Raw genomic sequence first — 23,162 nt, forward strand, 5'->3', positions numbered from 1 at the left:
AAAATAAGAACAATAACGGAGTACACCACGATGCTGTCGACACAGCCCCAGGCCTTCTCGCCTGTTCGTTTTTCCCGCCTGACCCAGACCGCCCTCGCCAGTGCCGCTGCCCTTGCCGGCTTTTCGCCGCTCAGCCAGGCTGCCTTCTTCGAAGACAGCAGCGCCACCCTTGAAACCCGCAACATGTACTTCAACCGCGACTTTCGCGACGGCACCAGCGCGCAGCAATCCAAGCGCGACGAGTGGGCCCAGGGCTTCATGCTCAACCTGCAATCGGGCTACACCGACGGCACCGTCGGTTTTGGCGTGGATGCGCTGGGCATGCTCGGGGTCAAGCTCGACTCCAGCCCCGACCGCACCGGCACCGGCCTGTTGCCAACCCACGACGACGGCCGCGCCGCCAATGAGTACTCCAAACTGGGCCTGACCGGCAAAGTGAAGATTTCCGCCACCGAATTGAAGATCGGCGCCCTGATCCCGGAACTGCCGATCCTCAAGCCCAACGATGGCCGCATCCTGCCGCAGACCTTCAACGGCGGCCTGCTGACTTCCAAAGAATTCAAGAACCTGGTGTTCACCGCCGGCCGCCTGGACAAAGCCAAGGACCGCGACGACACCAACTACGAGGACATCGCCCTCAACAACAAGAACAGCCGCTTCTTGACCGCTGCCACCGGCAAGCATTTCAACTTCGGCGGTGCCGACTACAAATTCGCCGACAAGATCACCGGCAGCTACCACTTCGCCCAGCTCGACGACGTGTACCGCCAGCACTTCCTCGGCCTGGTCGCCGCGCGCCCGATGGGCCCCGGTACCTTCGGCACCGACCTGCGCCTGGCCATCAGTGATGACACCGGCAGCGCCCGTGGCGGCAAGATCGACAACAAATCCTTCAGCAGCCTGTTCAGCTACGGCCTCAATGGCCATAAGCTCAGCGCCGGCTATCAGCGCATGTTCGGTGACAGCGCCTTCCCCTATGTGGATGGCAGCGATCCGTACCTGGTCAACTTCGTGCAGATCAACGACTTTGCCGGCGCCGAAGAGCGGTCCTGGCAGGCGCGCTACGACTACGACTTCGCCAAGCTGGGCATTCCCGGCCTGAGTTTCATGAGCCGTTACCTGTCGGGTGACAACATCAAGCTCAAGAACGGCGAGACCGGCAAGGAATGGGAGCGCAACAGTGAGATCCGCTACGTGGTACAGAGCGGCACGTTCAAGGATGTGGCCGTGCGCCTGCGCAATGCCACCTACCGCACCAACTACTCGGCCCGTGATGCGGATGAAGTTCGCTTGCTGGTCAGCTACAGCGTAGCCCTCTGGTAAGTAGCCACTCATAACAACAAAGACGGAGATAAACAGATGACCTTTTCACTGCGTAAATTGGCCCTCGCCGCCGGCTGCATGATGTTCGCCGGCCAACTGTTGGCCGCCGACGAGCCCAAGCGCCCGGAATGCATCGCCCCGGCCTCGCCAGGCGGTGGTTTTGACCTGACCTGCAAGCTGGCGCAAAGCGCGCTGGTCAACGAAAAGCTGCTGAGCAAGCCGATGCGCGTGACCTACATGCCAGGCGGCGTGGGCGCGGTGGCCTACAACGCAGTGGTCGCACAGCGCCCTGCGGACGCCGGCACCCTGGTGGCGTGGTCCAGTGGTTCGCTGCTGAACCTGGCCCAGGGCAAGTTCGGCCGCTTCGATGAAAGCGCCGTGCGTTGGCTGGCGGCCGTCGGCACCAGCTACGGTGCCATCGCGGTGAAAAGCGATTCGCCCTACAAGACCCTCGACGACCTGGTCAAAGCCCTGAAGAAAGATCCAGGCGGCGTGGTGATCGGCTCCGGCGGCACCGTCGGCAGCCAGGACTGGATGCAAACCGCCCTGATCGCCAAGGCCGCCGGGATCAACCCACGCGAGCTGCGCTACGTGGCCCTCGAAGGCGGCGGTGAAATCGCCACGGCCCTGCTCGGTGGTCACATCCAGGTCGGCAGCACCGACATCTCCGACTCCATGCCGCACATCCTCAGCGGTGACATGCGCCTGCTGGCGGTGTTCTCCGAACAGCGCCTGGACGAGCCGGAAATGAAGAACATCCCGACGGCCAAAGAGCAAGGCTACGACATCGTCTGGCCCGTGGTACGCGGCTTCTACCTGGGGCCAAAAGTCAGCGATGCCGACTACGCCTGGTGGAAAGACGCGTTCGACAAACTGCTGGCTTCCGACGAGTTCGCCAAGCTGCGTGACCAGCGTGAGCTGTTCCCGTTCGCCATGACCGGGCCGGAGCTGGACACCTACGTGAAGAAACAGGTGGCTGACTACAAAGTGCTGGCCAAAGAGTTCGGCCTGATTCAGTAAACGCCCCTCTCTAATGTGGCCATGCCCTCCTCGACTGAGTGCGTGGCCCAGGAGTTTCACATGCTCTTACAACGCATTTTCGCCAGCGTGATGCTGCTGGTCTGTGCCGGTCTCGCGCTGATGGCCTGGCCGTATCAGGCCGCGTTTTCCTACGAGCCGGTGGGGCCACGCGCCTACCCGCTGCTGATGCTCGGGCTGATGAGCCTGGGCCTGATCTACATGCTGTTTCGCCCACAGCCCACCAAGCACACCGAAGACGAACCGGCGCTGGACCGCGAGACCCTGATCAAGATCGGCATCTGCGTAGCGTTGCTGGTCGTGTTCGCCGGCACCTTCGAACCCCTGGGTTTCATCCTCAGCAGCATGCTGATCGGCATCCCCATGGCGCGCTTGTACGGTGGCCGCTGGTTGCCGAGCGTGGTGATCGTCACGTTGATGGCTATCGGCTTGTACCTGCTGTTCGACAAAGCCATGGATGTACCGCTGCCCCTCGGCCTGCTCGACGTTCTGGAGAACTGACATGGATACTTTCAGCTATTTGGGTCAGGGCTTCGGCGTTGCACTGTCCCCCTACAACCTGGTGACTGCGCTGTGCGGCACCCTGATCGGCACCGTGGTCGGCCTGTTGCCGGGCTTGGGCCCGATCAATGGCGTGGCACTGTTGATCCCCATCGCCTTCGCATTGGGCCTGCCGCCTGAGTCGGCGTTGATCCTGCTGGCAGCCGTGTACCTGGGCTGCGAGTACGGCGGCCGTATCAGCTCGATCCTGTTGAACATCCCGGGCGAAGCCTCCACCGTGATGACCACCCTCGACGGCTACCCGATGGCCCGCAAAGGTTTGGCTGGCGTGGCGCTGTCGTTGTCGGCGTGGAGTTCGTTCATCGGTGCGTTTATCGCCACCTGCGGCATGGTGCTGTTTGCGCCGCTACTGGCCAAATGGGCGATTGCCTTCGGCCCTGCGGAATATTTCGTGCTGATGGTGTTCGCAATTGTCTGCCTCGGCGGCATGGCCGGCGACAAACCACTCAAGACGTTTGTGGCGGCGCTGATCGGCCTGTTCCTCTCGGCAGTGGGCATCGACGCCAACAGCGGCGTGTACCGCTTTACCGGCGACAACATCCACCTCACCGACGGCATCCAGTTTGTGGTGTTGGTGCTGGGCCTGTTCTCCATCAGCGAGATCCTGTTGCTGCTGGAAAAAACCCACCGTGGCCAGGAAGCCGTAAAAGCCACCGGACGGATGATGTTCAACCTGAAGGAAGCGGGTGCGGTCTTCGTGGTGAACATCCGTTGCGGCCTGCTGGGTTTCATCATGGGCGTATTGCCCGGCGCCGGCGCCACCCTGGCCTCGGCCGTTGCCTACATGACCGAAAAACGCATGGCCGGTGCCAGCGGCAAATTCGGCCAGGGCGACATGCGTGGCCTGGCCGCCCCGGAAACCGCCATCGGCGCCTCCGCCTGCGGTGCCCTGGTGCCGATGCTGACCCTCGGCGTGCCTGGTTCGGGTACCACGGCGGTGATGATCGGCGCCCTGTCGCTGTACAACATCACCCCGGGCCCGCTGCTGTTCCAACAGCAACCGGACATTGTCTGGGGCCTGATCGCCTCGTTGTTCATCGCCAACATCATGCTGGTGATCCTCAACATCCCGATGATCCGCATCTTCACGCGCATTCTCGCCGTGCCGAACTGGGCGCTGGTGCCCGTGATCGCCATCATCACCGCGATTGGTGTGTACGCCGTTCACGCCACCACCTTCGACCTGTTCCTGATGGTCGGCATCGGCATCTTCGGCTACATCCTGCGCAAGCTCGACTTCCCGCTGTCGCCGGTACTGCTGGGCTTTATCCTCGGCGGCCTGATGGAGCAGAACCTGCGCCGTGCGCTGTCGATCTCCAACGGTGACCTGCAGATCCTCTGGTCGAGCCCGATCACCTTTGGTGTGTGGGTACTGACGGCGCTGATGCTGGCCTTCCCGCTGGTGCGCATCTACCGCAAGCGTGCCCTGCAGCGTCGTGCCCTGGCCGATGTCTGAGGTCACCTTTAAACACTGGTGGGGAACACCGCTGGTCGGCCTGGCCGGCGGTTACCTGGCCAGCCTGGTGGGCTGGCCTTTGCCGTACATGGTCGGCTCGTTGCTGGCGATCATCCTGGTGCGTTGCCTCACGCCGTGGCAGTTGGCGGAAATTCCCGGCGGCCGCAAATGCGGCCAATGGGTCGTCGGCATTGGCATCGGCCTGCACTTCACGCCGGTGGTCATCGAACAGGTGATGAGCCACTTCGGGCTGATCTTCTTCGGCGCGCTGGTCACCAGCCTGTCGAGCATTGTCGGCGTGTGGTTGATGCGCCGCAGCGGTGAAGACCGCGCCACTGCGTTTTTCTCCAGCATGCCGGGCGGTTCCGGTGAGATGGTCAACCTCGGCGCACGCAATGGTGCCGTGCTCAGCCGTGTCGCGGCGGGGCAGAGCCTGAGGGTGTTGGTGGTGGTGCTGTGTGTGCCGGCGATCTTCAAGTACCTGCTCGAAGGCGGTACGCCGCAGTTTCATCCGGCGCCGGTCAGTTGGCCTTGGCTGTTCGCATTGTTTCCGATGGGCGCACTGGTGGCCTGGGGTTGGCAGCGTTTGCGTCAGCCAAACCCGTGGCTGTTCGGGCCGTTGCTGGTGAGTGCGACTGCCAGCGTTGTGTGGGATCTGCATATCGGCTTGCCTGATGGCGGCAGCCAGATCGGCCAATGGTTGATCGGCAGCGGCCTGGGTTGCCACTTCAACCGGCAGTTCTTTCGCCGGGCGCCGTCGTTCATGGGGCGCACCTTGATCGGCACCGCGCTGACCATGGCGCTGGCCACTTTGGCAGCAGTAGGTCTAAGCGCCATGACCCACCTGGACTTACGCTCGCTGACCCTGGGCATGATGCCCGGCGGCATTGCCGAGATGAGCCTCACGGCCGAAACCCTGCAGCTGTCGGTGCCGTTGGTAACGGCGATGCAGGTGATGCGGTTGTTGTTTGTGTTGTTTCTGGCGGAGCCTTTATTCAGGCATTGGGATCGCCAGCCGGAAAAACGTTAAACACGCGACACAATTCAAATATGGGAGCGGGCTTGCTCGCTCCCACATTCGATCACGGATGACCGTTATGCCGGCGGCAGCCGCCATTCGATAGGCGTCTCGCCATTCTGCTCAAGGTACTTGTTGGTGCGACTGAAATGCCCGCACCCCAAGAACCCGCGATACGCCGACAACGGTGACGGGTGCACCGAGGTCAGCACCAGGTGCTTGGTGGCGTCGACCAGCTTCTGCTTGCCCTGGGCATGGGCCCCCCACAGCAAAAACACCAAGTGCGGCTGATGCTCGCTGACCACTTCAATAATCCGGTCGGTAAAGAACTGCCAGCCCTTGCCCGCGTGGGCGTTGGCGTTGGCGCGCTCCACGGTCATGGTGGTGTTGAGCAGCAGCACGCCCTGGTCGGCCCAGCTCTGCAGGCAGCCGTGGTTGGGAATGTCGATGTTCAGGTCGCGCTTGAGTTCCTTGTAGATGTTGACCAATGACGGCGGCGTCGGCACGCCCGGTTGCACCGAGAAGCACAGGCCGTGGGCCTGGCCGGGGCCGTGGTACGGGTCCTGGCCGAGGATCACCACCTTGACCTTGTTCAGCGGCGTAGAGTTGAGCGCATTGAAAATCAGCGGGCCCGGCGGATAGATCTCTTTGCCGGCCGCATGTTCCTGGCGCAAAAACTCGCGCAGCTCGCCCATGTAGGGCTTCTCGAACTCGTCGCGCAAGGCATGCTTCCAGCTGGGTTCGAGTTTGATACGGTCGCCGTCGGTCATGTTTGAATGGTCTTGTAAAAAAGAATGAGGCGAACCCTAGGAAAGCCGCCCCCGCTTGTCAATTGATCTGACACACAACCGCCACTTTCCTGCGAAGGGATCATACTGATCCTTCACTCCCCCGAATGAGGTCATGATGAACCTGCACTTCGAAGAGCTGACCGGCAGCGACGGTGCCCGCCTCGGCATCGCCAGCCTGGATGCTGAAAAATCCCTGAATGCCCTGTCCCTGCCCATGATCCTGGCCTTGGGCGAACGCCTGGACGCCTGGGCCAAAGACCCCAACATTGTTTGCGTTCTGTTGCGCGGCAATGGCGCCAAGGCGTTTTGCGCCGGTGGCGAAGTGCGCAGCCTGGCCCTGGCCTGCCGTGAACAGCCCGGTGAAGTACCGGCATTGGCGGCGCAGTTCTTTGCGGCGGAATACCGCCTCGACTACCGCCTGCACACCTACCCCAAGCCCGTGATCTGCTGGGGGCATGGTTATGTATTGGGCGGTGGCATGGGCTTGTTGCAAAGTGCGGCGGTGCGCATCGTCACGCCGAGCAGCCGCCTGGCGATGCCGGAGATCAGCATCGGCCTGTACCCGGATGTGGGCGCCAGCGGGTTTCTGTCGCGCCTGCCCGGCAAGCTCGGCCTGTTCCTCGGCTTGACCGGCGCCCATATCAACGGCCGAGACGCCCTGGACCTGGGCCTGGCCGACCGCTTCCTGGGCGAAGACCAACAAGACGAATTGATCGAAGGGTTGCTGCAACTGAACTGGCAGGAACAGACCGCGATGCAGCTCAACAGCCTGCTCAAGGCCCTGGCCCAGGAAGCTGTCAGCCAGCAACCCGAAGCCCAGTGGCTACCGCGTCGGGCGCAGATCGACGAATGGCTGGACGTGGGCGATGTGCGCTGCGCCTGGCGGGCCTTGAGCCTGCTGCAAGAGCATTCCGACCCACTGCTCAAGCGCGCCGGCACCACCTTGAGCGAAGGCTGCCCGCTGACCGCGCACCTGGTATGGGAACAGATCCAGCGCGCCCGTCACCTGTCGTTGGCCCAGGTGTTCCAGATGGAATACACCCTGAGCCTCAACTGCTGCCGCCACCCGGAGTTCGCCGAGGGCGTGCGGGCGCGTTTGATCGATAAAGACCAGAAGCCTCACTGGCATTGGCCGGACATCAACGCGATTCCCGACGCCGCGGTGCAAGCGCACTTCCACAAGGCCTGGGAAGGTCGCCACCCGCTGGCGGACTTGTCCGACATTTAGCGGCCGCCATGGCCGCCGTGCCCGCCACGGCCACCACCGCCGTTGTGGCCACCGCCATTGCCCCAGCGGTTGCCCCAGCCCTGGTTCGGGTAGGGCCGGTAATCGGGCCTTGGGTAATAGCGCGGCGCCGGTTGGTAGTAGCGCGGCGCCGAGTAATAGCGCGGTTGCGGCGCGTAGTAACGCGGCGCCGGGTAGTAACTGCGCCCGTATTGATACGCCGTGCCGCCGCCGTAGTAATACACCGGCGCCGGTGCGGTGTAGACCTCGGAACGGTAATAGCTCTGGCCGCCCTCGTAATAGGGCACACAGGCAGAAAGGGTCAGACCGAGTAAAGCGCTGAGAAGCAATCGTCGATACATGGCGGCCTCCTGGACCGCGGAAGAGCACCTCCAGCGACGCTGGAGGGCGGCATTCGTCTTTCACTGAATGACGAAATATCTGACATCAAAAACTGAATCTGGTGCGTTTCCGACACAGGTTGAAACATCTGTTTCAGACGAAACGGATGCCTCATCTCAGTGCGACCGCGCACCAGCACAACGCACCACCCAGCCCTGCCTGTTCACGTGTATCGCGCAAACCCGCGATCTACAGGCGCGCCTGCCACTTGGCACGACTCTCGCTTTGCCTCTGGCGTGCAGGATTGAAAACAGGTTCGCGGCACCACAATTTGCAATGGCCGACTAGGGTTCCGGCTCGCCAAAAGCGAGTGTCTGGTCCGAGAGTTGGCGACCTCCAGTTGAGGTTACACGGCGGGATAAAAGCCCGGGAGACAAGCCACCGTTCACGGTGCCGCGTTGCTCCTGCTCGCCCTTGATCAACTGGAGAAGCCCCATGCCCTCACTGCGTTTACCCGCCTTGCTCGCCGCCGCGTTCGCCGCCGTGCTGAGTGTTCAAACCCAAGCCGCCCCCAAAGACCACTTTAGCGTGTGCTGGACCATTTATGCGGGCTGGATGCCGTGGGAGTACGCCGGCAGCCAGGGCATTCTCGACAAGTGGGCCAAAAAGTACGGCATCAAGATCGACATGGTGCAGCTCAATGACTACGTCGAATCCATCAACCAGTACACCGCCGGCCAGTTCGACGGCTGCACCATGACCAACATGGATGCGCTGACCATTCCTGCCGCAGGCGGTGTGGACAGCACCGCGCTGGTGGTCAGCGACTTCTCCAACGGCAACGATGGCGTGGTGATCAAGGGCACCGGCAAGACCGTGGCCGACCTCAAGGGCATGAACGTCAACCTGGTGGAACTCTCCGTGTCCCACTACCTGCTGGCCCGCGCCCTGGAGTCGGCTGACCTCACGGAAAAAGACCTGAAAGTGGTCAACACCTCCGACGCCGACATCGCCGCGGCCTTCAACACCGACCAGGTGCAAGCCGTGACCACCTGGAACCCGATGCTTTCCGAGATCAAGGCCAAGCCCGGCGTCACCCAGGTGTTCGACTCCAGCAAAGTGCCCGGCGAGATCATGGACATGATGGTGGTCAACACCCAGGTCCTCAAGGACAACCCGGCCTTGGGCAAGGCCCTCACCGGCGCCTGGTTCGAAACCGTCGCGCTGATGAACGCCAAGGGCACCGCCAGCACCGAAGCACTCGAGCATATGGCCAAGGCCTCTGGCACCGACCTCAAGGGGTTCCAGGCGCAACTGGACACCACCAAGTTGTTCGCCACGCCCAAGGAAGCCCTGGCGTTTGCCACCAGCGCGCAACTGCCCGCCACCATGCGCAAGGTCGCCGAGTTCTCGTTTGAACACGGCTTGCTCGGCGAAGGCGCCAAGGACACCAGCGCCGTGGGCATGAGCTTTGCCAACGGTGTGACCAGCGGCGACACCGCCAACCTCAAGCTGCATTTCGACCCCCGCTACGTGCAGATGGCCGCCGACGGCACGCTGTAAGAGGACCCGGCCATGCGCCTGATCAACCGTCACCCGGAACGCTCCAGCCGCCTGTTGTTGGTGCTGCTGCCCTTCGCCCTGCTGCTGTTCGCCTACTTCGTGGGCTCGGCCGAGCGACTGGCGGACAACCCCAACGACAAGCTGCTGCCAGGCGCCGTGCAAATGGGCGACGCCATAAAGCGCCTGGCGTTCAGCGCCGACACGCGCACCGGTGAGTACGTGCTGTGGCAAGACAGTGCGTCGAGCCTGCGCCGCCTGGGCATTGGCCTGGGCATCAGCGCCCTCGCCGGCCTGTGCCTGGGGATCGCGGCCGGTACCTTGCCGCTGTTCGGCGCGCCGCTGTCACCGTTGCTGACGGTGTTGTCGATGGTGCCGCCACTGGCGATCCTGCCGATTCTGTTCATCGTGTTCGGGCTGGGGGAGTTGTCCAAAGTGATGCTGATCGTGATCGGCATCACCCCGGCACTGGCCCGTGATTTGGAACAGCGTGCACGGGAAATTCCCGTCGAGCTGCTGGTGAAAGCGCAGACCCTCGGCGCCTCCACCTGGACCCTGATGCTGCGCGTGGTCTTGCCGCAACTGTTGCCGCGCCTGCTGATCTCGCTGCGGCTGATGTTGGGCTCAGCATGGTTGTTCCTGATTGCCGCCGAGGCCATCGCCTCCACCGACGGTTTGGGCTACCGGATCTTCCTGGTGCGCCGCTACCTGGCGATGGACGTGATCTTGCCCTACGTGGTGTGGATCACCCTGCTCGCCTGGCTGATGGACTGGGGCCTCAAGGCCCTGACCCGACGTGCGTTCCCCTGGTACGAAGGAGCGCGGCCATGAGCTTTATCAGCGTCAACAACGTGTGGCAGCGCTATGGCGACCAGGTGGTGCTCGAAGGGCTCAACCTGCACGTCAACGAAGGCGAGTTCTGCACCTTGGTCGGCACCTCCGGCTGCGGCAAATCCACCTTCCTGCGCCTGCTGCTGGGCCAGGAAACCGCGAGCAAGGGCCAGATCCTGCTCGACGGCAAAGCGCTCGCAGCCGAACCGGACGCCAGCCGAGGCGTGGTGTTCCAGCGCTACTCGGTGTTCCCGCACTTGCGCGTGCTCGACAACGTTGCCCTCGGCCTTGAACTGCCGCGTTCACGTTTACTCGGGCGGTTATTCGGCAAGGCCAAGCAAGACGCCCGCGAACACGCCGCAATCTTGCTGCAGAAAGTCGGCCTCGGCCATGCGCTCGACAAGTACCCGGCGCAACTCTCCGGCGGCATGCAACAGCGCCTGGCGATCGCCCAGGCACTGATCATGAAACCCCGCGTCTTGCTGCTGGACGAACCCTTCGGTGCCCTCGACCCGGGCATTCGTAAAGACATGCACCAGTTGCTGCTGGAACTGTGGCGCGAAACCCGGCTGACCGTGTTCATGGTTACCCACGACCTCAGCGAGGGTTTCAGCCTGGGCACCCGCCTGCTGGTGTTCGACAAGGTCCGCGTCGACCCGCACGCCCCCGGTGCCTATGGCGCCCGCATCACCTACGACATCCCTTTGAACAGCGAACGCCGCAAGGCGCTCGCCGCTGAACTTGGAGCCACGTCCAAATGACCGAATCCACCCCACTGTTCCCCCCCTTCGCCGAGGAAATGCTCCCCGGTGGCGGCCACCGTTCCTTCGTACTCAAGCGCGGCCAGCTGTTGCGCCTGACCGACCTGCGTGGTGGCGCCAACGTGAGCTTGACCTTGCTCAACGCCAACGAAAAAACCGAGCGCCTGAACCTGCCCGACAGCCTCAAATGCCAGCACACCGCCAAGCTCACCACGGGCCACTGCCTGTACTCGGACATGGGCCGCGTACTGGCTGCCATTACCGCCGACACCTGCGGCTGGAGTGACAGCATTGGCGGCGTGCTGTGCGCCGCCGAAGTCGCCGAAAAGTATGGCCAGGGCCGCTACCAGGAACTGCGCAACGGCTTCTTCCGCAACGGCACCGACAACTTGCTGGTGGAGTTGGGCAAGTGGGGCCTGGGGCTATCTGACCTGCTGATGACCCTCAACCTGTTCAGCCGCGTCAACGTGGACAGCGAGGGCGGTTTGCATTTCGTGCCGGGCAATTCCAAAGCCGGTGACTACATCGAACTCTATGCACCGATGGACACCCTGGTGGTGCTCACCGCCCTGCAACACCCGATGGATCCCAACCCCGACTACGCACCCCAACCGCTGAAACTCAGTTGGATGAACGCTGACCCCAGCGTCGCAGAACACTGCCGCACCTCGCGCCCGGAAAACGAGCGCGGTTTTATCAACACTGACCGCTTGTTCGCCTGAGGAGCTGCCATGTCTATCGCACTGAAGCAACCGGATGCGGCCGTGTACCGCGCCACCATTCCCGCCGGTGAACCCTGGCTGATGGAGGTCAAGGCCGGGCAGACCCTGCGCATCCTCGACCTTGAGGGCAACCAGGCCGTCGACACGCTGTTCTACAGCCTCAAGAACCCGCGCGAACGCTACGATGTGCAACGCACGTTGCGCCGACAGAACAGCGTGTACCTGGGCACTGGCAGCGTGCTGTATTCCAACCTCGGCCAACCGATGCTGACCATCGTCGACGACACCTGCGGGCGCCACGACACCCTCGGCGGCGCCTGCGCCCAGGAGAGCAACACCGTGCGCTACGCACTGGAAAAACGCTACATGCACAGCTGCCGCGACAACTACCTGCGCGCCTGTGCCCACGACGGCCGGCTGGGTAAAGGCGACATTGGGCCGAACATCAATTTCTTCATGAACGTGCCGGTCACGGCCGACGGTGGGCTGACCTTTGAAGACGGTATTTCTGCCCCCGGAAAATACGTCGACCTGCGTGCGGAAATGGACGTGATCGTGCTGATTTCCAACTGCCCGCAGTTGAACAACCCGTGCAATGCGTACAACCCCACCCCTGCGGAGCTGCTGGTATGGAACTGAAGATAAAGCGGTTGCGTAAATGGCTGTTTGCCCTGTGCCAGGCCCGCGCCGGGCAGTGCCTTAAAAAACAATGACGTTCAAAAATGTGGGAGCGGGCTTGCTCGCGAATGCAGTGGGTCAGCAAATGCATCTGTGACTGAAACTCCGCTTTCGCGAGCAAGCCCGCTCCCACATTTGGATCTCCACTGTTTTCGGAATTTGCGCCACGGACGACCGTGGGCGCTTGCCCCATTGTGCGGGACGGCCCGCAGGGTTTTGCCATGTTCGAAAAAGTCTTGATCGCCAACCGTGGCGCCATCGCCTGCCGCATCCTGCGCACCCTGCGCGAGCTGCACGTCAAAGGCGTCGCCGTGTATGCCGAAGCCGACGCGGCCAGCCTGCATATCCAGCAGGCCGACGAAGCCTATTGCCTCGGTGAAGGCGCGGCGGCGAACACTTACCTGGCGGTGGAGAAAATCCTCGCCACCGCTAAGGCGACGGGTGCCCGGGCAATTCACCCGGGCTATGGATTTCTCTCGGAAAACGCCGCCTTCGCCGAAGCCTGCGAAAACGCCGGCATTGCCTTCATCGGGCCAACGCCGGAACAACTGCGTGTGTTCGGCCTCAAGCACACGGCGCGGGCCTTGGCCAAACAGCATCAGATCCCACTGCTGGAAGGCACCGAGCTATTAGACAACCTTGAAACCGCCTTGCTGGCCGCCGACAACGTGGGCTACCCGGTGATGCTCAAGAGCACCGCCGGCGGTGGCGGGATCGGCATGCGCGTGTGCCGCAGCGCGACGGAGTTGAGCGAGTGTTTCGAGGCGGTCAAGCGCCTGGGGCAGAACAACTTCAGCGACGCCGGTGTGTTTATCGAGAAGTACATCGAGCACGCACGCCACCTGGAAGTGCAGGTGTTCGGCGATGGCGCCGGCGAGGTCATTGCCCTCGGTGTGCGCGACTGTTCGGTGCAGCGGCGCAACCAGAAAGTCCTCGAAGAAACCCCGGCACCGAACCTGCCTGACGGCATGGCCGAAGCCCTGTGCGCGGCCGCCATCACCCTGGCAAAAGCGGTGAACTACCGCAGTGCCGGCACCGTGGAATTCATCTTCGACAGCGCCGACGGGCGCTTCTATTTCCTTGAAGTGAACACGCGCCTGCAGGTGGAACATGGCGTCACCGAACAGGTGTGGGGCGTGGACCTGGTGCGTTGGATGGTGCAACTGGCGGCGGGTGAAATGCCGCCGCTGAGCGAGCTGGCGTTGACGCCTCGGGGCCACGCCATTCAGGCGCGCCTGTACGCGGAAGACCCAGGTCGGGATTTCCAGCCCAGCCCCGGCTTGTTGACCCAGGTGGATTTTCCGCTGGCCGAGGGTTTGCGGGTCGACACCTGGGTGGAGGCGGGTTGCGAGATCCCGCCCTACTTCGACCCGATGATCGCCAAGCTCATCACCTGGGCACCCACCCGCGAACAGGCGCGCCTGGCCCTGCATCAGGCACTCAGCGACAGCCAGTTGTACGGCGTGGAAACCAACCGCGACTACCTGCGCCAGATTCTGCTCGCGGCCCCCTTCGCCAGCGGCCGGCCATGGACGCGTTGCCTGGAAGGCCTGGTCTACGCCGCCGACACGTTCGAGGTACTTAGCGCCGGTACCCAGACCAGCGTGCAGGACTACCCCGGGCGCCTCGGTTATTGGGCCGTGGGCGTGCCGCCGTCGGGGCCGATGGACAGCCGCGCATTGCGCCTGGGCAATCGCCTGCTGGGCAACAGCGAAGGCGCCGCCGCGCTGGAAGTCACCATGAGCGGGCCACTGCTGCGCTTCAATTGCGCGGCGGTGGTGGCCGTCACCGGGGCTGAAATCCCGCTGCTGCTGGACGATCAAGCGGTGCCGATGAACACCGCATTGCTGATCCCGGCCGGATCGGTGTTGAGCCTCGGCGCGATGCCCGGCGCCGGTGCGCGCAGCTACCTGTGCCTGCGCGGCGGGTTGCAGGTGCCGGACTACCTGGGCAGCAAGAGCACCTTCACCCTCGGCCAGTTTGGCGGGCACGGCGGGCGCGCGTTGCGGGCCGGGGATGTGCTGCACCTGCTGCCGTTGCAGGACACCAGCGCCGGGCGCCAGATTGTCCCAGAGCCCTTGGCAGGCGTGCGCAGGATCCGGGTGATTTACGGCCCCCACGGCGCACCGGAATACTTCCTGCCCGCGTACATCGACACCTTCTTCGCCACTCAATGGGAAGTGCATTTCAACTCCAGCCGCACCGGCGTGCGGCTGATCGGGCCCAAGCCATTGTGGGCACGCACGGATGGCGGTGAAGCCGGCCTGCACCCGTCGAACATCCATGACAACCCCTACGCCATCGGCGCAGTGGATTTCACCGGAGACATGCCCGTCATCCTCGGGCCGGACGGGCCAAGCCTGGGCGGTTTTGTGTGCCCGGTCACCGTGATCGAGGCCGACCTCTGGCAACTGGGCCAGCTCAAGGCCGGCGATAAAATTTGCTTCGAACCGGTCGATCTCAAAACCGCCCGGGATCTTGCCTTGGAATGGGATCAACGGTGGGAGCCGGGCTTGCCCGCGATGCAGGCGACTCGGTCCCACAGCCACACCGAGGTGATGCCATCGCGGGCAAGCCCGCTCCCACAGTTGACCGAGTCACCTGTGGTGCTCGATAGGGGTGAAGACAGCACCCGGCTGGTCGCGCGCGTTGCCGGCGACACCCACCTGCTGCTGGAGATCGGCGCGCCTGAGTTGGACCTGGTGCTGCGCTTCCGCGCCCACGCCTTGATGCAAGCGCTCGAAGCCCGTGCCCTGCACGGCGTGATCGACCTGACGCCGGGCATCCGCTCGCTGCAAATCCACTATCAGCCCGAGCAATTGCCCCTGGCTGAATTGCTCACGCTGATCGCCAGCGAATGGACCGCCGTGTGCGCCACGCCAAACCTGCAAGTGCCATCGCGCATCGTGCATCTACCCCTGTCGTGGGACGACCCGGCGTGCCAGCTGGCCATCGAAAAATACATGACCACCGTGCGCAAGGACGCGCCGTGGTGCCCGAGCAACCTGGAGTTCATCCGCCGCATCAACGACCTGGCCAATCTCGATGAAGTGCGCCACACGGTATTCGATGCCCGCTACCTGGTGATGGGCCTGGGCGACGTCTACCTCGGCGCGCCCGTGGCCACACCGCTGGACCCGCGCCATCGCCTGGTGACCACCAAGTACAACCCCGCGCGCACCTGGACGGCGGAAAACTCGGTGGGCATCGGCGGCGCCTATTTGTGCGTGTACGGCATGGAAGGCCCGGGGGGTTACCAGTTTGTCGGGCGCACCTTGCAGATGTGGAACCGCTATCGCGAAGTGGCGGCGTTCGAGGGCAAGCCGTGGTTGTTGCGCTTCTTTGACCAGATCCGCTTCTACCCGGTGAGTGCCGATGAGTTGCTGCGCATTCGCCGTGACTTTCCCCTGGGGCGCTTTGACCTGGCAATCGAGCAAAGCCAATTGAACCTGGCGGATTACCAGGCCTTTTTGGCGCGCGAAGCCTCGGGCATTGACGCGTTCCGCACGCAACAGCAGCAGGCGTTCAACGCCGAACGCGAACGCTGGATCGCCAGCGGCCAGGCGCATTTCGACAGCGAGGAACTGGCGGCACCGCAGGCTGCGGACACACCGTTGCAGGCCAATGAACACAGCATCGACAGCCCTATCGCGGGCAACCTCTGGCAGGTTCAGGTGGTGGCAGGTGAACGTGTTTCAGCGGGGGATGTGCTGGTGATTCTGGAGTCGATGAAAATGGAGATCCCGGTGCTGGCGCCGTTTGCCGGCGTGGTGCGGGAAATCCCGGTGCAACCGGGCAGTGGCATCGGCGCCGGCCAACGGGTCGTGGTGCTGGAACGGGACTGACCGGCGCTGTATCGTGCAGGCTCTGAACCGTCCTGCACGATACCCCCCATGACCACACCCAACCTCTGCCCGGCCTGCGGCGCCCGCAACGATTGCACCCTGGCCGACCCACGCACGGCCGACCAGGCGTGCTGGTGCTACAGCGTCACCATCGACCCTGCGGTGCTTGAAGCGTTGCCCGATGAACTGCGCAATAAAGCGTGCCTGTGCCCGCGCTGTGCCCAGGTGGACGCACAGTTGCGTGGGGCCGAGCGCTCGTAATGCGCGTTGATCGGTTCCTCAGCAACCTGCCGCGTTTCAATCGCAAGCAAGTGCGCCTGTTACTGGTGGAGCGGCGGGTGACGGTGGATGGTGTAGAGGTCAGCGATCCTCACCATGAGGTGCGCGCGTTCAGCCGGGTGTGCGTGGGCGATGAGGTGCTGCAGGCGGGTAAGCCAGCGCGGTATTTCATGCTGCATAAACCCCAGGGATGTGTGAGCGCCACGTCGGACCCGCAACACCCGACGGTGCTGGACTGGCTCGATGAGCCGGATATGGATGAGCTGCACATTGCCGGTCGTCTGGATTTCAACACCACCGGTCTGATGGTCATCACCAATGACGGCCAATGGTCGCGCCGCCTGACCCAGCCCCAGACCAAGCTGCCCAAGATCTACCTCGTGGAGACCGAACAGGCCATCGGCGCCGAGTACGCCGCGACCTTTGCCGGGGGCCTCTATTTCGCCTTCGAAGATCTCACCACCCAGCCTGCCGAGTTGGAGGTTCTGGGGCCGACCACGGCGCGGTTGAGCATTGTCGAAGGCCGTTATCACCAGGTGAAGCGCATGTTCGGGCACTTTGATAACAAGGTGATTGGCCTGCACCGCGAACAAATGGGCCCGCTGGTACTGGACGCCGCCCTCGCACCAGGCGAATACCGCGCATTGACCGACGACGAAATACGACAGGTCTGATGACCGTTCGGCCGGTGATGGCAAAAACCCATTTGTGTGACTTGCGACATCCCGGGTCTGCTGCTTGAATCAAACCGTCAGCCGAATAATGACTGACGAGTCGCCCATAACCTCCAAGAAACACCTTGCCCCGCCCGCGCTTGATCTACGGGCCTCTCAGGCAAACAGCCCGCCATAACAACACCCGTCGGCCAGCCGTCATCGGATCGACATGGGCCCTCCTTTTCCAGGCGTATGCCTACCTGTCACAAAGCTCGTGCAGAGTGATCTGCGCGCCCTACCCGCTTGCCAGGAGTCTTACGACATGAGGCCAGAAATCGCTGTGTTGGATATACAGGGTCAGTATCGGGTTTACACGGAGTTCTATCGCGCGGACGCTGCTGAAAAGACCATCATCCTGGTCAACGGCTCGATGGCCACTACGGCATCCTTCGCCCAAACCGTGAAAAGCCTGTACCCGCAGTTCAATGTGGTTTTGTACGACCAGCCCTACGCTGGCCGCTCCAAACTCCATAACCGTCATGAGCAGATGCTGACGAAGGAAGTCGAAGGCCAGATTCTGCTGGAACTCATCGACCACTTCGCTGCTGAACACGTGCTGTCATTTTCCTGGGGCGGCGCGGCCACCCTGGTCGCCCTCGCCCACCGGCCACGCCGCGTCGAGAAGGCGGTGATCAGTTCGTTCTCCCCGGTGATCAACGCGCCCATGCGCGACTACCTGGAGCGTGGGGTCGACTACCTCGGCAACCTCGATCGCGACCGCGTCGGCCACCTGGTCAACAGCACCATCGGCAAGCACCTGCCGTCGCTGTTCAAGCGGTTCAACTACAAGCACGTGAGCAGCCTGGCCGAGCATGAGTATGGGCAGATGCACTTTCACATCAGCCACGTGCTCAACAGCGATCGACTGTGCTACCTCAGGGCGGCCAAACAGATCGACATCCCGGTGCTGTTCCTGAACGGTGAATGGGACGAGTACACCAGCGCCCAGGACGCCAAGCTGTTTGGCCAGCATGTGGCCAACAGCAGCTTCAGCACCATCCAGGCCACCGGGCATTTCCTGGACATGGAGCACAAGGCGGCGTGCCGGGATAGCCGGGACGCGGTCGTCGGTTTTCTGAAACCGCAGCGCCCGGCCAGTCGCTTGCGCTACCACCAGGGCCAGACGCAGCATGCCTTTGCCATTTGAAATGGCACGGTCGGACGGTTACCTGGTTATGCAGGGGCCAGGCTTGTGTGGGAGCTGGCTTGCCTGCGATAGCATCACCAAAGTGTGACTGACACACAGAGGTGCCGGTATCGCAGACAAGTCAGCCTCTGCACCTGTAACCCACACATTTTTGAAGAAAAACTTCAAATCCCGGCAAACATCTGGTACAAAGTCAGCCGCTCTGAGCGGGTATAGTTTAATGGTAGAACAGTAGCTTCCCAAGCTTCCGACGAGGGTTCGATTCCCTCTACCCGCTCCACTCAGATTCTGCTCTCGCGCCAGGTTGGTTTTGGCGGGGGATGCATAAAAAAACCGGTCCTTGGTGGCCGGTTTTTTTGTTTCTATCTACCTGAAACTCAGCATTCCAGGGTTACCTGTATTTCAAGGCTGCCAGTACATGATCAGGATCATTATAGAGCGCACGTAATAACGCCCTTGCAGGCCCCTCCGGCTCGCGTCGCCCTTGCTCCCAGTTTTGAAGCGTCCCTACCGGCACATCGATCGCCTTAGCAAACCGTGCTTGTGACAGTCCCGTGGCTTGTCGAATCTCTTTTACCTTCAAAGCATCAACAAAAAATTCGCGAGAGGGGGCGCACTCACCTCTTACGATTTCGTCCATCTGGGTCATGCTTTCGACCAGACGGTTGAACAGCTTTTTATCCATCACTCCCACCTTCGGTTTATCTCGCTCAGAATTCTCTTTTCTGCAGGAGATAGATCATCTTTGATGCCTTTGCGATAGATCAGAATCAATCTAATTTGATAGGCCACGCAGAAGTGGTAATAGATCACTCTGACACCACCGCCCTTACCCTGCACAGCCCAGCGGATCTTCCTAAGTCCATTGGTGCCTTGAATCACATCACCCGCCGTGGGATTTTCGGCTAGAAATGCCTGTAATTCACCGTAGCTTTCCTCACTCAAAAGCGTTGCCAGGTCTTCTGTAAATGCGAGCGACTCGATAAATATCATACCCACGCCTATACGTCATTGGCGCACACAACGCTTAATCGGATCGTTTCCTATCATGCAACTGCCGCTCGTCATTCATTGATAGGCATACGAAAAATGCGCCGGGATTGATGAAGGGCAGACTCTACCTCCAGGCAACCTGTGTCATGACGTAGGACGGAACTGAGTTTTCAATCCGAAAAAGCTCCATCATCTTTCCATCTCTATGCCCTTCTCCACCCCCCACGCCAACGGCAACGTCACCGACAACACCCCCGCCAACACCATCACCGCCACCGGCACGCCCAGCGCATCCCCCACGCCACCAAACACCACTGGCGCCAACGCTCCGCCGCCGATGGTGCCTGTGTAGAACAGCGCAAACGCCTGCTCCCGCTTACCCGCGCCGGCCAGGTCGGGCACGGCGCCGTACAGCACCGAAGACGTGCCATTGAGCACCAGGCCGAGCAGCGGCAGCATCAGCATCAAGCCTTCCAGCGGAAGGTACACCGCCATAACAATCAGCACGGCCGTGCTGGTTTCCGTCAGCCACACGGTCTTCATCATGCCGATGCGCGCGCCCAGGTAACCACAGAACAATTTGCCGAACGCGCCGCCGACAAACAGCAGGGTCAGGGCCAGGCCGATGCCGGCGGTGCCCGCACCTTTGGTTTGCAGCAGGAACGGCAGGAACGTGAGGAAACCCATGCGCACTGCGCTGTCGAGGGTGCCCAGGACAATCAATGCGCGCAGGCCCGTCACGGAGCCGGTTCCGGCATGAGGCTTGGCGGCCACTGGGGCCGTGGCGGTGCGCGACTGGCGGGGAATCAACCACCACAGCAACCCGGCCGATGCGAGCCCCAGCACGCCCAGCAACGTGGCGCTGGCACGCCAACTGATCACCGTCAGCAGCAGGCCCACCAGGCCGGGCACCAAGGTCTTGCCGATGTCGCCGGAAAAGTTGTACTGGGACAAAGCCTGCTTCACGCCCCCGCCGTCTTCATAGGCGTCGGTGATCATCGAAGAGGCCAAGGGATGCTGGGTGCTGGCGCCCAAGCCGCCCAACAGCAGCGCCAGTAGCAGCATGACCAGCCCCGTAGCTTGCCCGACCAGCATGTAGGCAACCCCGGCCAGGGCAGTCCCGCCCACCAGCAACGGCACGCGGCCCCAGCGCCTGGCGGCTCGGCTGGCCATCAGTTGGAACACCGCCATCATCCCGGAATAGGCGCCGCGTAAAAGCCCGATCTGAGCGTAGGACAAGGCAAACTGCGCTTGCCAGATCGGCAGCAACACGTAGATCACATCGGTGAGACCATCGTGCACGGCATGGGCGCCGCAGCCGGCGATCAAGTGGCGACGGCGGGTATTTGTTTCGCGGGCAGTCAGGGTCATGGTGTTGGAATCGGTTCAGGTTTGAGGGGTTTCCAGCCGGTCAGGGCGATCAGCAGGGTCAACAGTTGAAAGGTGATGATCAGCACCACGCAGCCACCCCAGCCCCAACGCTCCCAGATCAACGCCGGGACGATGGCACCGCAACTGCCGCCCAGGTAATAGCAGGTCAGGTACACGCCCACGGCGCCGGCCTTGTTGTCGCGCGCAGTGGCGGTGGTGAAGGCATTCGCCGCCGCCTGGGCCAGGAACACACCCGTAGAACTGAGGGCCAGGCCCAGCACGATGCACCACAGGGATGGCACCAGGGTCAGGGCTGACCCGACGACGCCCAGCACGGCGGCCACGCCGAGCAGTTCGGCATGGGGCCGCGCTTTGCTGAGACGGCCGGCGATGGGGATCACGATCAGCGCCAGCAGGAACACCATGTAAAGCGTGCCTAATGCGGCAGGCCCAAGGTTAAAAGGCGGTAGGCCAAGGTACAGACCTGCGTAGGTAAACGCGGCAACCTGGGAGAACAGCACGCAAAAACCGACGGCGTAGGCGGCCAGCAGCGGCCTGCGAAAAACACTCGAAACCGACGCCTTGACCTGCACAGGCCGAGGACGACTGGGCGGCAACAGGAACTGAATGAACCCGCCTACCATCAGGCTCAGCACTGCCAGCAATTCAAAGGCTTCGCGCCAGCCCACGTATTCGGTCATCACACCGGTCACGAAACGCCCGGCAAACCCACCCAATACGGTGCCTGCCACGTACAGGCTGGTGACCTCCGTCACAGTGCCGCCGCGCCAGCGATCGCCGATGTAGGCCACGCTGGTGGCAAACACCACCGGAATCAGCATGCCTTCAGCAAACCGCCACACCAGCACCTCGGTAAAGCTGTTGGCCCTGGCGGTCATCAAGGCCGGAACCGCCAGCAGCAACGCGGCCACGCTGATCACCGTCCGCTGCTCGAAACGCCCGGTCAGGCGGCTGACAAAGGGCGCGGTGATCGCCACGGCCAAGGTGGTGACGGTGATGCTCCACCCCGCCGCCCTGGCGCCGATATCGAACTGTGCAGCAAACACCTGGAGAATGCTCTGGGTGGCATAGAGGTTGAGAAACGCCGCGCAGCCACAGAGGAACAGGGCCAGACGGGCACAATGCAGGCGCAGTTTCATGAAACCTCTCGTTTTATTTTGTGAGGTCTTTATAGAATGGCGGGCAGGTTCTGAACCAATACCGAATTCGGACCGATCAATACCCTGGGGCCAGGATGCTCGACCTACGCAAGCTGCGGTACTTTCTGACGGTCGCCGAAGAATTGCACTTCGGCCGCGCCGCTCTTCGCCTTCACCTGGCCCAGCCGCCGCTGACCCGGCAGATTTCTGCGCTGGAAGCCGAGCTGGGTTTCAAGCTGTTTGACCGCACCAGCCGCACGGTAACCCTCACCGCGCAAGGCCGATCATTTTTGCCCTACGCGCGCGGAGTACTGGAGCAAGTGGAGCTGGCGCAGGTGATTGCCGGCAAACTGGCGGCGGGCACGGCCGGGCAACTGTCGCTGGGCTATGTCAGTTCGATCGCCTTGTCCGACCTGTTCAGCCACGCCATCCAGGCGTTTGCCCAGCGCTTCCCCGACGTGCAACTGACCCTGGTGGAATGCGCCTCCGGCAGCCTGGGTGCGCAGGTCGCAGATGGCCGATTGGACATTGGCTTGAGCCGCTTGCTACCCCAGGGCAACGAGGTGCAGGCGCTATCCTTGGGCGAGGAACGCCTGGTAGCGGCAGTGTCCACCGACAGCCCGCTGGCCGAGCTCGCTGAAGTCAATCTCGCGCAACTCAGTGCCTACCCCTTGATCCTGTTTCCAACGGATTACGGCTCGGGGCTGAACCAGTCCATCGAACAGCTTTACCGCCATCACGGCCAGCCCCTGCGCCCAGGGCCGACCGGACGGCAGATCACCTCGATCATTGCGCTGGTGGCGGCCGGGCAAGGCGTGGCATTGGTGCCGGCATGCACGCAGAGCCTGATGAACAAGGGCGTAACGTACAGGCCGCTGTTGGAGGTCGATGCGTGTGCGCAGCTGTTGGTGCTGACGCCTGCCAAGACTAAAAGTGTGTTAGTCGATGCGTTTCTCAACGTGATCACCGACGCCTTACACATCCGCTAATACCTTCGAAAAACCTCGCAATACCTCTCTCCGGCGCCATTCCTGCGCGCTCATACACTGCATTGACCCCCTACCGAAATACCGGCCAACGACCGCCGGTAGGTAGAGTGTTGATAAATTATTTTCAGTGGTTATAGTCACCACCAACACACACCACAAGGAGGTGTTGTGGATAGCCGATATTTGATAGGTCACATCGTTGCAGACGGCTGGTATCTGGTGCGCATACGAGGCAGTCATCACCACTTCAAGCCCCCGACAAAACCGGGGCTGGTGACGATCCCTCATCCAAAGAAGGACCTGCTGGACAAGACCGCCAAGAGTATTTTGAAACAGGCGCTATTGAGTTGAGCGTC

General features: G+C 62.3%; 23 protein-coding genes, 1 tRNA gene and 1 riboswitch. Of the genes, 18 read left to right on the top strand and 6 right to left on the bottom strand.

Annotated elements, in window-relative coordinates:
• Positions 1 to 30 precede the first annotated feature (30 nt).
• From ACVWVP_RS29560 to ACVWVP_RS29580, 5 genes are read left to right on the top strand one after another with little or no spacing between them, the layout of a single operon-like run.
• Positions 31 to 1,323 carry an OprD family porin gene (locus tag ACVWVP_RS29560; RefSeq protein ID WP_178921042.1) on the top strand — a complete coding sequence of 431 codons (1,293 nt, stop codon included), beginning with the start codon at positions 31 to 33 and terminating at the stop codon, positions 1,321 to 1,323.
• 36 nt (positions 1,324 to 1,359) lie between these two features.
• Positions 1,360 to 2,343, top strand: coding sequence for a Bug family tripartite tricarboxylate transporter substrate binding protein (locus ACVWVP_RS29565; protein ID WP_178921040.1), 984 nt, complete (start codon positions 1,360 to 1,362; stop codon positions 2,341 to 2,343).
• Positions 2,344 to 2,403: 60 nt separating this feature from the next.
• A complete protein-coding gene (locus ACVWVP_RS29570; RefSeq protein ID WP_178921038.1) occupies positions 2,404 to 2,862 on the top strand; it encodes a tripartite tricarboxylate transporter TctB family protein in 459 nt (152 codons plus the stop codon).
• 1 nt (position 2,863) lies between these two features.
• Positions 2,864 to 4,378, top strand: coding sequence for a tripartite tricarboxylate transporter permease (locus ACVWVP_RS29575; RefSeq protein ID WP_178921036.1), 1,515 nt, complete (start codon positions 2,864 to 2,866; stop codon positions 4,376 to 4,378).
• The gene (locus ACVWVP_RS29580; protein ID WP_178921034.1) at positions 4,371 to 5,408 is read left to right on the top strand and encodes an AbrB family transcriptional regulator; all 1,038 of its coding nucleotides are present in this window, start codon (positions 4,371 to 4,373) and stop codon (positions 5,406 to 5,408) included. The genes ACVWVP_RS29575 and ACVWVP_RS29580 overlap by 8 nt, the downstream gene beginning before the upstream one ends.
• A 65-nt stretch (positions 5,409 to 5,473) precedes the next feature.
• Here the strand turns inward: ACVWVP_RS29580 and ung are convergent, their stop codons facing one another.
• Complete coding sequence (ung, locus tag ACVWVP_RS29585; protein WP_259171727.1) at positions 5,474 to 6,166, bottom strand: uracil-DNA glycosylase; 693 nt, start codon at positions 6,164 to 6,166, stop codon at positions 5,474 to 5,476.
• 136 nt (positions 6,167 to 6,302) lie between these two features.
• Between ung and ACVWVP_RS29590 the strand changes: the two genes are divergently transcribed.
• Complete coding sequence (locus ACVWVP_RS29590; RefSeq protein WP_457409581.1) at positions 6,303 to 7,415, top strand: enoyl-CoA hydratase/isomerase family protein; 1,113 nt, start codon at positions 6,303 to 6,305, stop codon at positions 7,413 to 7,415.
• On the opposite strand, the gene ACVWVP_RS29595 is transcribed toward ACVWVP_RS29590, so the two are convergent.
• Positions 7,412 to 7,774 (bottom strand): hypothetical protein, encoded by a 363-nt coding sequence (locus ACVWVP_RS29595; protein WP_178921028.1) that lies wholly within the window; start codon positions 7,772 to 7,774, stop codon positions 7,412 to 7,414. The genes ACVWVP_RS29590 and ACVWVP_RS29595 overlap by 4 nt on opposite strands.
• A gap of 313 nt (positions 7,775 to 8,087) precedes the next feature.
• Positions 8,088 to 8,189: riboswitch (guanidine-I (ykkC/yxkD leader) on the top strand.
• A gap of 60 nt (positions 8,190 to 8,249) precedes the next feature.
• Between ACVWVP_RS29595 and ACVWVP_RS29600 the strand changes: the two genes are divergently transcribed.
• From ACVWVP_RS29600 to ACVWVP_RS29645, 10 genes are all read left to right on the top strand, one after another.
• A complete protein-coding gene (locus ACVWVP_RS29600) occupies positions 8,250 to 9,317 on the top strand; it encodes a putative urea ABC transporter substrate-binding protein (protein ID WP_178921026.1) in 1,068 nt (355 codons plus the stop codon).
• A 12-nt stretch (positions 9,318 to 9,329) separates the two neighbouring features.
• Complete coding sequence (locus tag ACVWVP_RS29605) at positions 9,330 to 10,145, top strand: ABC transporter permease (protein ID WP_259171729.1); 816 nt, start codon at positions 9,330 to 9,332, stop codon at positions 10,143 to 10,145.
• A complete protein-coding gene (locus tag ACVWVP_RS29610; RefSeq protein WP_178921022.1) occupies positions 10,142 to 10,906 on the top strand; it encodes an ABC transporter ATP-binding protein in 765 nt (254 codons plus the stop codon). The genes ACVWVP_RS29605 and ACVWVP_RS29610 overlap by 4 nt, the downstream gene beginning before the upstream one ends.
• Positions 10,903 to 11,628 (top strand): urea amidolyase associated protein UAAP1, encoded by a 726-nt coding sequence (locus ACVWVP_RS29615; RefSeq protein ID WP_259171731.1) that lies wholly within the window; start codon positions 10,903 to 10,905, stop codon positions 11,626 to 11,628. The genes ACVWVP_RS29610 and ACVWVP_RS29615 overlap by 4 nt, the downstream gene beginning before the upstream one ends.
• Before the next feature lie 9 nt (positions 11,629 to 11,637).
• Positions 11,638 to 12,267 carry an urea amidolyase associated protein UAAP2 gene (locus tag ACVWVP_RS29620; protein ID WP_078741260.1) on the top strand — a complete coding sequence of 210 codons (630 nt, stop codon included), beginning with the start codon at positions 11,638 to 11,640 and terminating at the stop codon, positions 12,265 to 12,267.
• A gap of 260 nt (positions 12,268 to 12,527) precedes the next feature.
• Entirely contained in the window at positions 12,528 to 16,151 is a 3,624-nt protein-coding gene (uca, locus tag ACVWVP_RS29625) for an urea carboxylase (RefSeq protein ID WP_457409587.1), read from the top strand.
• Between the two features lie 48 nt (positions 16,152 to 16,199).
• Positions 16,200 to 16,412, top strand: a complete 213-nt coding sequence (locus ACVWVP_RS29630; RefSeq protein ID WP_457409589.1) for a cysteine-rich CWC family protein — start codon at positions 16,200 to 16,202, stop codon at positions 16,410 to 16,412.
• Positions 16,412 to 17,104: a 16S rRNA pseudouridine(516) synthase gene (locus ACVWVP_RS29635; protein ID WP_457409592.1), complete on the top strand. Its 693-nt coding sequence runs from the start codon at positions 16,412 to 16,414 to the stop codon at positions 17,102 to 17,104. Before ACVWVP_RS29630 ends, ACVWVP_RS29635 begins: the two co-directional genes overlap by 1 nt.
• Before the next feature lie 304 nt (positions 17,105 to 17,408).
• A complete protein-coding gene (locus tag ACVWVP_RS29640) occupies positions 17,409 to 18,293 on the top strand; it encodes an alpha/beta fold hydrolase (RefSeq protein WP_259171734.1) in 885 nt (294 codons plus the stop codon).
• A 206-nt stretch (positions 18,294 to 18,499) separates the two neighbouring features.
• Positions 18,500 to 18,573: transfer RNA gene (locus ACVWVP_RS29645), tRNA-Gly, on the top strand.
• Between the two features lie 111 nt (positions 18,574 to 18,684).
• Here the strand turns inward: ACVWVP_RS29645 and ACVWVP_RS29650 are convergent.
• The 4 genes from ACVWVP_RS29650 to ACVWVP_RS29665 all read right to left on the bottom strand — a co-directional run bounded on the left by ACVWVP_RS29650 (position 18,685) and on the right by ACVWVP_RS29665 (position 21,817).
• On the bottom strand, positions 18,685 to 18,978 hold the full coding sequence (locus ACVWVP_RS29650; RefSeq protein WP_457409594.1) for a helix-turn-helix domain-containing protein: 294 nt from the start codon (positions 18,976 to 18,978) through the stop codon (positions 18,685 to 18,687).
• The gene (locus tag ACVWVP_RS29655; protein WP_178921007.1) at positions 18,978 to 19,286 is read right to left on the bottom strand and encodes a hypothetical protein; all 309 of its coding nucleotides are present in this window, start codon (positions 19,284 to 19,286) and stop codon (positions 18,978 to 18,980) included. The genes ACVWVP_RS29650 and ACVWVP_RS29655 overlap by 1 nt, the downstream gene beginning before the upstream one ends.
• A 189-nt stretch (positions 19,287 to 19,475) precedes the next feature.
• Positions 19,476 to 20,657 carry an MFS transporter gene (locus tag ACVWVP_RS29660; RefSeq protein ID WP_457409597.1) on the bottom strand — a complete coding sequence of 394 codons (1,182 nt, stop codon included), beginning with the start codon at positions 20,655 to 20,657 and terminating at the stop codon, positions 19,476 to 19,478.
• Positions 20,654 to 21,817 (bottom strand): MFS transporter, encoded by a 1,164-nt coding sequence (locus ACVWVP_RS29665; RefSeq protein WP_457409600.1) that lies wholly within the window; start codon positions 21,815 to 21,817, stop codon positions 20,654 to 20,656. The genes ACVWVP_RS29660 and ACVWVP_RS29665 overlap by 4 nt, the downstream gene beginning before the upstream one ends.
• A gap of 95 nt (positions 21,818 to 21,912) precedes the next feature.
• Here ACVWVP_RS29665 and ACVWVP_RS29670 point away from each other — a divergent pair, with 95 nt between their 5' ends.
• Positions 21,913 to 22,806 (top strand): LysR family transcriptional regulator, encoded by an 894-nt coding sequence (locus ACVWVP_RS29670; protein ID WP_457409601.1) that lies wholly within the window; start codon positions 21,913 to 21,915, stop codon positions 22,804 to 22,806.
• A gap of 168 nt (positions 22,807 to 22,974) precedes the next feature.
• A complete protein-coding gene (locus ACVWVP_RS29675) occupies positions 22,975 to 23,157 on the top strand; it encodes a type II toxin-antitoxin system HicA family toxin (RefSeq protein WP_178921000.1) in 183 nt (60 codons plus the stop codon).
• The last annotated feature ends 5 nt before the right edge of the window (positions 23,158 to 23,162 follow it).

The sequence above is a fragment of the Pseudomonas sp. TE24901 genome (assembly GCF_054058375.1).

Coding starts and splice junctions, on each gene's coding strand:
- ACVWVP_RS29615 (WP_259171731.1), top strand. CDS start 10,903: ATGACCGAATCCACCCCACTGTTCCCCCCCTTCGCCGAGGAAATGCTC.
- ACVWVP_RS29640 (WP_259171734.1), top strand. CDS start 17,409: ATGAGGCCAGAAATCGCTGTGTTGGATATACAGGGTCAGTATCGGGTT.
- ACVWVP_RS29660 (WP_457409597.1), bottom strand. CDS start 20,657: ATGACCCTGACTGCCCGCGAAACAAATACCCGCCGTCGCCACTTGATC.
- ACVWVP_RS29580 (WP_178921034.1), top strand. CDS start 4,371: ATGTCTGAGGTCACCTTTAAACACTGGTGGGGAACACCGCTGGTCGGC.
- ACVWVP_RS29635 (WP_457409592.1), top strand. CDS start 16,412: ATGCGCGTTGATCGGTTCCTCAGCAACCTGCCGCGTTTCAATCGCAAG.
- ACVWVP_RS29600 (WP_178921026.1), top strand. CDS start 8,250: ATGCCCTCACTGCGTTTACCCGCCTTGCTCGCCGCCGCGTTCGCCGCC.
- ACVWVP_RS29620 (WP_078741260.1), top strand. CDS start 11,638: ATGTCTATCGCACTGAAGCAACCGGATGCGGCCGTGTACCGCGCCACC.
- ACVWVP_RS29575 (WP_178921036.1), top strand. CDS start 2,864: ATGGATACTTTCAGCTATTTGGGTCAGGGCTTCGGCGTTGCACTGTCC.
- ACVWVP_RS29655 (WP_178921007.1), bottom strand. CDS start 19,286: ATGATATTTATCGAGTCGCTCGCATTTACAGAAGACCTGGCAACGCTT.
- ACVWVP_RS29560 (WP_178921042.1), top strand. CDS start 31: ATGCTGTCGACACAGCCCCAGGCCTTCTCGCCTGTTCGTTTTTCCCGC.
- uca (WP_457409587.1), top strand. CDS start 12,528: ATGTTCGAAAAAGTCTTGATCGCCAACCGTGGCGCCATCGCCTGCCGC.
- ACVWVP_RS29570 (WP_178921038.1), top strand. CDS start 2,404: ATGCTCTTACAACGCATTTTCGCCAGCGTGATGCTGCTGGTCTGTGCC.
- ACVWVP_RS29605 (WP_259171729.1), top strand. CDS start 9,330: ATGCGCCTGATCAACCGTCACCCGGAACGCTCCAGCCGCCTGTTGTTG.
- ACVWVP_RS29565 (WP_178921040.1), top strand. CDS start 1,360: ATGACCTTTTCACTGCGTAAATTGGCCCTCGCCGCCGGCTGCATGATG.
- ACVWVP_RS29595 (WP_178921028.1), bottom strand. CDS start 7,774: ATGTATCGACGATTGCTTCTCAGCGCTTTACTCGGTCTGACCCTTTCT.
- ACVWVP_RS29630 (WP_457409589.1), top strand. CDS start 16,200: ATGACCACACCCAACCTCTGCCCGGCCTGCGGCGCCCGCAACGATTGC.
- ACVWVP_RS29650 (WP_457409594.1), bottom strand. CDS start 18,978: ATGGATAAAAAGCTGTTCAACCGTCTGGTCGAAAGCATGACCCAGATG.
- ACVWVP_RS29670 (WP_457409601.1), top strand. CDS start 21,913: ATGCTCGACCTACGCAAGCTGCGGTACTTTCTGACGGTCGCCGAAGAA.
- ACVWVP_RS29665 (WP_457409600.1), bottom strand. CDS start 21,817: ATGAAACTGCGCCTGCATTGTGCCCGTCTGGCCCTGTTCCTCTGTGGC.
- ung (WP_259171727.1), bottom strand. CDS start 6,166: ATGACCGACGGCGACCGTATCAAACTCGAACCCAGCTGGAAGCATGCC.
- ACVWVP_RS29610 (WP_178921022.1), top strand. CDS start 10,142: ATGAGCTTTATCAGCGTCAACAACGTGTGGCAGCGCTATGGCGACCAG.
- ACVWVP_RS29590 (WP_457409581.1), top strand. CDS start 6,303: ATGAACCTGCACTTCGAAGAGCTGACCGGCAGCGACGGTGCCCGCCTC.